This is a genomic window from Streptomyces sp. NPDC058683 (assembly GCF_042716195.1).
Taxonomy (GTDB): Bacteria; Actinomycetota; Actinomycetes; order Streptomycetales; family Streptomycetaceae; genus Streptomyces.
Genome location: NZ_JBHXSK010000077.1, coordinates 37,037 through 44,143, shown reverse-complemented (window position 1 = coordinate 44,143; position 7,107 = coordinate 37,037). Strand labels below are relative to the sequence as shown.

Here is a 7,107-nt window from a genome sequence, read left to right as displayed (position 1 = left end):
GATTCCGGAGGGGAGCCGCCCCGTTTCCGCACGTCAGCGTTCGGACACGGACTCCTTGGCCGGTACCTGCGCGGGCACCTCGGCATCGGCGGCCGCGACTTCGACGGGCGCGACTTCGACGGGCGCGACTTCGACGGGCGCGACTTCGGCGGGCGCGACTTCGGTCACCGCGACCTCGCCACCCAGCACCTTCTTCGCCCGCTCGACGTCCAGCGCGCCCTCCCAGCGGGAGACGGCGAAGACGGCGACACAGTTGCCGAGCAGGTTGGTGACGACGCGCATCGAGTCCATGATGCGGTCGACGCCGAGCAGCAGGGCGACCGCACCGGCCGGGATCGCCCCGAGCGAGGAGGCGGTCGCGGACAGCGCGAGGAAGGCCGAACCGGGGATGCCGGCCATGCCCTTGCTGGTGAGCATGAGCACCAGGACGACGGTGATCTGCTCGCTCAGGCTCAGGTCGACGCCCACGGCCTGGGCGATGAACAGGGTGCCGATGGAGAGGTAGAGCGAGGCGCCGTCGAGGTTGAAGGAGTACCCCGTGGGCAGCACCAGGCCGACGGCGTCGTCGCGGGCGCCGGCCTTCCGCAGCTTCTGCATCACGCGCGGCAGCACGGACTCCGTGGAGGCGGTGCCCAGCGCGAGCAGCAGCTCCTCGCGGATGTAGCGGACGAACTTCCAGAGGCTGAGCCCGGTGAGCGCCTTCAGGGCGACCGCCAGCAGGGCGACGAAGACCGCGGCGGCCGCGTAGCACAGGACGATCAGCTTGGCGTAGGTCTCGATGACACCGAGGCCGTACTGGCCGATCAGCACGGCCATCGCACCGAAGACGGCGATCGGGGCGAGGCGCATCACGAAGCCGACGATCGCGAAGATGATCTCCTGCGCCTGCTCGATGGCCGGCAGCACCTGCGGCACCTTGGTCCGGCCGAGGTGGAGCAGGGCCGCCCCCACCAGACAGGCCAGCACCAGCACCTGAAGCAGCGAGTTCTCCGCGAAGGCGCCTATGAAACTGGTGGGCAGGGCGTCGAGAATGAAGTCGGCCGTCGAGGGCAGCGAGCCGCCGCCCGTCTTCGCGTCGACTGCCTTGGCGCTCAGCGTGGCCGGGTCGACATGCATCCCCGAGCCGGGCTGGACGACGTTGGCGGCGACCAGGCCGATGACCAGGGCGAGCGTGCTCGCTACCTCGAACCAGATCAGGGCCTTGAGCCCGATCCGTCCGAAGGCCTTCAGGTCACCGGCCTTGGCGATGCCGACGACGACCACGCAGAACACCAGCGGGGAGATGATCGTCTTGATGAGCCGGGTGAAACCGTCGCCGAGCGGCTGCAGGTCCGAGGCGAAGCCGGGCCACAGCTTCCCGACGACGATTCCGAGCACGAGCGCGCAGGCGACCTGCGCGAAGAGAGAGGTTCGCAGTATGCGTGCGACGCGTCGCGGCAGGGACGGTACGGACTGCGGCACGGGCACTCCTGTGGGGGTGTCGACTCGCGGAAGCCGAGCGGGACTTCCGCGACAGCGGGACTTCTGCCATACGGAAAGCGGTTTCCGTGTCGATCACTCTGGAGACCTTCTTGATCCCGTCCGAGACCAGCGCGTATCAGCCGTGTAAATCACGCGCCTGGTGACGCATCGCACACCACTCGGCTCAGCAGCCGCTGCGATCCTCCGTCAGCACCCCCTGTTCGGTGGCCAGCGAACGGTCGTAGCACCCGCCGGACCCGTACAGCCGGTAGCGCTCGCTCGACGTGCCGACCGCGTGCCGCTGGTCGCGCGGCACATTCAGGGTGTAGGTCGCGTCACCGCGGTAGGTGTCGTCCAGCCGCGACCACCCGCGCCCGGGCCGGCTGACGGCCGCCCGGTCGCCGAGGGTGAGTTCGGTGCGCAGGCGATCGTCCGTGCCGACGGTGATGGCACCGTTCATCGTGTACGTCCGGTGCGTGCGTGTCGTCCGGGGCGCCCCGCCCGCCTTCACAGTGACGTTCTGGTCGTCCGACCAGGTGGCGTCGAGCGCGTCCGTCGTCTCGCCGTCGTTCCAGCGGTGCGCCGAGGTGTTGGCCAGCGTCCGGCTGACGGTGGTGGTCACCCGGCCGTGCGAGGTGTCGACGTATCCGGAGACGGTGAGCCGGTGCCCGGCGTCGGTGTCGACCCGGTACTCCCCCGAACCCGGGGTGTAGACCGAGGAGTTGACGGGGTCGGAGGACTTGGCCTCGGTGAGCTTGCCGGTGACGTGGGCGCGGTGCACGTCCTGCCAGACCAGCACGTTCACGGGGGCGCTCCAGCCGGTCTGCCCCTCGGGGACGCCGACGACGGAGACCTCGACCTGGTGCGGACGGCCGTCGTTGAGGAGCCCGGCGAACGGCGTCAGGTCGTATTCGATCGGCTTGACGTCGAAGGCGCGGGGGCCCGGAACGACGTACCAGAGGAAGGGGTTGGACCAGCCGCCGGTCCACACGTTCGGGAACGGCGCGGCGATTCCGGCCGGCCGGCCGTCGACCTTGATCTGCACCTCCCGGTAGGGCCCCTTGCCCGCCTTGCAGGAGTACGACGCCGGGTCGGCCACCGTCAGGTACCAGAACTCCTCGCAGCCGCCGCCGGACCCGGTGGCGTATACCTCGGCGACGATGCGCTCGCTGTTGCGCGGGGTGGTGAGGGCGGTACCGCCGTCCAGGGTGAGCACCTGGTCGGGGACCGTGGCCTGGGGGCGTCCCGCGTAGAACGTGAGCGTGACCTTGACGTCGATGACGCCGGTGTACGTGTCGTCGACGACGTTGCCGATGAGCATCTCGACGTCCTGCGTGCCGCGGAAGGTGTCGCTGTAGTGGGTGACGTCCTTCTCCACGTGCCACTCGATGCCGTCCGGCGAGGGCTCGGGGGTGGAGGTGCGCAGCACCTCGACGCCTCCGACGTGCAGATAGCCGAGCCGGTCGTACTGACGGCCCTTCACCTTGCCGTCGAGCCGCAGCACCACCTTGCTCCAGCGGTCGCCGCAGCCCTGGGGCGGTGCATAGGTGCCCCTGTACGGCGTGAAGTCGCGGAACTGGGCCTCGGCCAGGGTGACTTGGCAGGACTTGGCGCCCTTGGGCACGGACACCGGCGGCGCCGCGGTCACCGGGTCGTGCCAGTCGGTGCCGAACTCGGCCGGGACGTCGGCGGCTACGGCCGCGGGGGCACCCGTACCGAGGAGTGCGCTCGCCAGGAGGGTCACCCCGGCGAGCATGGACATGATGATCCGTCTTCTCATGGCCGGTGTTCTACGGGGAGTTGACCACCCGACGCAATGAGGAGACCGGCCGACCGCTCAATGACCCGCACGGACGCACCCCATCGGCACATATGATGCTATAAGCGGATCTTGCTGCCACAGTGCTCCCATGGAGATCACGACTGCTCGCGTCCGTCGCGTGGCCCTCGCCCTCGCCCTCGGCGGTGCCGTCACCCTCACCTGCGACGCCGTGCTCGCCGGCCTCCCGCACCGGGGCCACGGCTCCCCCGCCCCCGGCCCCTCGGCGGCCGCCTCCGACCCGGCCCCGGCGCCCGGCGCTCCGGGCATCGGCGACCCGCTGATGCCGCTGGACGGCAACGGCGGCTACACGGTGCACCGTTACACGCTCGACTTCGACTGGCAGGCGCCCGGGACGCCGTTCGAGGCCGGAGCCACCATCAGCGCCACCGCCACCCAGGCCCTGTCCCGCTTCGACCTGGACTTCGCGGGCAACACCCTGCACAAGGTCACCGTCGACGGCGCGTCGGCCATCGCCGTACGGGACGGCGACGAACTCGTCGTCACGCCCGCGCGGCCGATCCCGCGCGGCCGCGCCTTCGCCGTCCGCGTCACCTACACCGCCGACCCCACCCAGCGCCGGCAGCGCGGCGACGCGATCCGGGAGTACGGCTGGGTGCCCACCGCCGACGGCACCCTGCTCTGTGCGCAGCCCGACGGCGCCAAGCTGGTCTTCCCGGTGGACGACCACCCCAGCCTGCGGGCACCGGTCACCTTCCGCATCACCACCCCCGCGGGGCTCCGCGCGGTGGCCAACGGCCGGCTCGTCGAGCGCGTCCCGCGGCCCGGTGGACGCGTGCGCTGGACGTACGACTCCGAGGAACCCATCGCGGCCCAGCTGATCCAGGTGGCGATCGGGAAGTTCACGGTCGTCGACAGCACGGGCCCGCGCGGACTGCCGGTCCGGGACGTGGTGCCGGACGGCCTGGTCGCGGAGACCGAGCCCGACCGCGCGCTCACCCCGGAACACCTCGCCTGGCTGGAACGGCGGCTCGGCCCCTACCCGTTCCGCCGCTACGGCGTGCTGGTCGGGGACACCGACCTGCCGGTGGCGCTGGAGACGCAGTCGCTGTCCCTCGTACCCAAGGACGACCTGCTGGGCGACCGGATCGACGCCGAACGCAATCTCGTCCACGAGCTGACCCACCACTGGACCGGGGACAGCGTCGCCATCCGGCGATGGTCCGACCTGTGGCTGAGTGAGGGTCATGCCCGGTTCTACGAGCGGCTGTACTCCGACGAGCACGGCGGCGTGAGCATGGAGGACGCCATGCGGGCGGCCTACGAGCAGCACGACCAGTGGCGGCACGACGACGGAGCCCCCGCCGAGCCGACGGAGCCGACGCTGTTCAAGGTGATGCGGTACGACGGCTCGGCGCTGGTGCTGTACGCCCTGCGGGAGAAGGTGGGTGACGAAACGTTCGACCGGATCGAGCGCACCTGGGTGACCAGGTACCGGGGCCGTGCGGCCGGTACCAAGGACTTCGTCGCGCTCGCCTCCCGGGTCGCGGGCGAGGATCTGACGCCCTTTCTGACTCCGTGGCTGTACGGGCCGGACACCCCGCCCATGCCCGGCCATCCCGACTGGCAGGTGGACCCGGTCGAGGACTGAGTCCGGGACGGTGGGCGACCGCCCCTCGGACGCCGATCCGCTGCCGCCGACCGGGTGGCCTCTGCCGGACCGCTGGTCCACCCGGTTGACGTTCGGCGCGCCGTGCCGCGCCGGACACGGAAACGTACGAGGGGTGACGTTAAGGGCGATCCCTTCGCCCTGGTTGCGACGAGCGTGGTTGGAGACCCTCAGCAAGCGGTTGGAGACCCTCCGGTATGAGAAGAACTGTCGCCCCACGTGTGCCCGGCGCCCTGCGGACCTGCCGCATGACGGCCTGTCTGCTCGCGACGGCCGCGCTGCTGCCACCGCTGCTGATCCTCCCGGCGTCGAGCGCCGACGAGGCGGAGGGCCAGCGCCTGCAGAACGCCTTCACCGATGCCGCCCGCGAGTTCCACGTGCCACGCAGTGTGCTCCTGAGCGTGTCCTACATGCAGTCGCGCTGGGACTCCCACCCGGGCACCCCCAGCGTCGCGGGCGGCTACGGGCCGATGCACCTGGTGGAGCCCGGCGGCGGCCACGCCCCCGCACCGGCCCCCGCACCGGCGGCGCCGGACGGCCGCGAGAACAGCTCCCCCGCAGGGACGGCGTCCGCCTCGGGCGGGCACGCCGTGCAGCCGGCGGACCTGGAACGCGCCGCCCGGCTGATCAAGGTCCCGCCCACGGAGCTGCGGACGGACGCCGTCGCCAACGTACGCGGCGGCGCGGCCCTGCTGGCCGCCGCACAGCGGCATCTCGGCAAGCCGCTCAGCGAGGACCCGGAGGACTGGTGGCAGGCGGTGGAACGTTTCCCCGGCACCCGTGACGTCACCTCGGCCACGACGTACGCAGACGACGTTTTCACCCTGATCCGCCGGGGGGCGCACCGGACCACCGCCGAAGGCCAGGAGGTCACACTCCCCGCCAGCCCCGGCATCCGCCCGCGCCCCGGCCCGCAGGTCCCACCCCGGCCCAAGGAGGTCGAGTGCCCTCCGGAGCTGTCCTGTGACTGGCTCGCCGCGCCCTACCAGGAGATCGACGAGGACGGCGACTACGGCAACCACGACCTGGCCGACCGGCCCCGGGACCAGAAGATCGAGTACATCGTCATCCACGACACCGAGTCGACGCTGCCGAACATGTTCCAGACCGTGCAGGACCCGACCGAGGCGTCCTGGCACTACTCGATCCGCTCCAGCGACGGCCACGTCACCCAGCACGTCAGGACGAAGGACGAGGCCTGGCACTCCGGCAGCAAGTTCGTCAACGCCCGTTCGATCGGCGTCGAACACGAAGGGTTCCTCGCTCACCCCGGCACCTGGTACACGGAGCAGATGTACCGGTCCTCGGCCCGCCTGGTGCGCTTCCTGGCGAAGAAGTACGGCGTCCCGCTCGACCGGCAGCACATCTTCGGCCATGACAACGTGCCGGCGCCGACCGGCGACAGCATCCCCGAGATGCACGAGGACCCCGGCCCCTTCTGGGACTGGCAGCACTACTTCGACCTGCTCGGCGCGCCGCTGAAGGCTACCGCCGGACCGGACAGCGACATGGTGATGATCCTGCCGGACTACGCCACCCACAAGCCGCGGTACACCGGCTGCGAGGGCGACGGAAAGCGGTGCCAGCCGCACGGCTCCAGCGCCGTCCGCCTCCACACCGACCCGGCCGACAACGCCCCGCTGATCCAGGACCCGGGCCGCAGGCCGGACGGCGACGAATCCACCGAGGACGTCAGCGACCTCGGTTCGCGCGTCTCCACCGGCCAGACCTTCGCCGTCGCCGACCGCAGCGGCGAGTGGACGGCGATCTGGTTCCAGGGCAACAAGGCCTGGTTCAAGAACCCCAAGGACCACCCGACGGCCGTCGGCGCGAGCGGCCGCATGGTGACACCCAAGGAGGGCCTGGACGAGATCCCGGTGTACGGGCGTGCCCTGCCGGAGGAGGAGGCCTACCCGGAGGGAATGGAGGAGGAGACCGACTCGCCGCTCCCGTACACCCTCTGCGCGGGCCAGCGCTATGTGACACAGTCCGGCGTCGACAGTTCCTATGTCGACAGGTCGACCTTCTCCGGCACGCCCCAGCCCGTGGTGCTGGGCCAGGAGAGGTACTACGAGATCCAGTTCGGCCACCGGCTCGCCTATGTCCGGGCGAACGACGTGGACCTGATGCACGCGAGCACCGGCTCGGCGGGCGCGCCCGAGCAGCAGCCCGGCCCGGCAGGCCAGTGACCCCGCAC

General features: G+C 71.0%; 4 protein-coding genes and 1 pseudogene. 3 read left to right on the top strand and 2 right to left on the bottom strand.

Translation table 11 applies throughout. The features are described 5' to 3' along the window. The coding region (locus ACFWXC_RS48870; protein ID WP_384490033.1) for a pentapeptide repeat-containing protein at positions 1-272 on the top strand (272 nt) is incomplete at its 5' end. Here the strand turns inward: ACFWXC_RS48870 and ACFWXC_RS48865 are convergent. After that, a pseudogene (locus ACFWXC_RS48865) lies at positions 166-1,461 on the bottom strand (cation:dicarboxylate symporter family transporter); the annotation flags it as partial. The gene ACFWXC_RS48870 and the pseudogene ACFWXC_RS48865 sit on opposite strands and share 107 nt — an antisense overlap. Positions 1,462-1,645: 184 nt before the next feature. Then, complete coding sequence (locus ACFWXC_RS48860; RefSeq protein ID WP_384490029.1) at positions 1,646-3,241, bottom strand: peptide-N4-asparagine amidase; 1,596 nt, start codon at positions 3,239-3,241, stop codon at positions 1,646-1,648. 130 nt (positions 3,242-3,371) lie between these two features. On the opposite strand from ACFWXC_RS48860, the gene ACFWXC_RS48855 reads away from it, so the two are divergent. Further along, positions 3,372-4,892 (top strand): M1 family metallopeptidase, encoded by a 1,521-nt coding sequence (locus tag ACFWXC_RS48855; RefSeq protein WP_384490027.1) that lies wholly within the window; start codon positions 3,372-3,374, stop codon positions 4,890-4,892. A gap of 215 nt (positions 4,893-5,107) precedes the next feature. Beyond that, complete coding sequence (locus tag ACFWXC_RS48850) at positions 5,108-7,099, top strand: N-acetylmuramoyl-L-alanine amidase (protein WP_384490025.1); 1,992 nt, start codon at positions 5,108-5,110, stop codon at positions 7,097-7,099. Positions 7,100-7,107: the final 8 nt, after the last annotated feature.

Excerpts from the sequence above, each read along its gene's own strand:
- ACFWXC_RS48850 (WP_384490025.1), top strand. The coding sequence starts at position 5,108 with ATGAGAAGAACTGTCGCCCCACGTGTGCCCGGCGCCCTGCGGACCTGC.
- ACFWXC_RS48855 (WP_384490027.1), top strand. The coding sequence starts at position 3,372 with ATGGAGATCACGACTGCTCGCGTCCGTCGCGTGGCCCTCGCCCTCGCC.
- ACFWXC_RS48860 (WP_384490029.1), bottom strand. The coding sequence starts at position 3,241 with ATGAGAAGACGGATCATCATGTCCATGCTCGCCGGGGTGACCCTCCTG.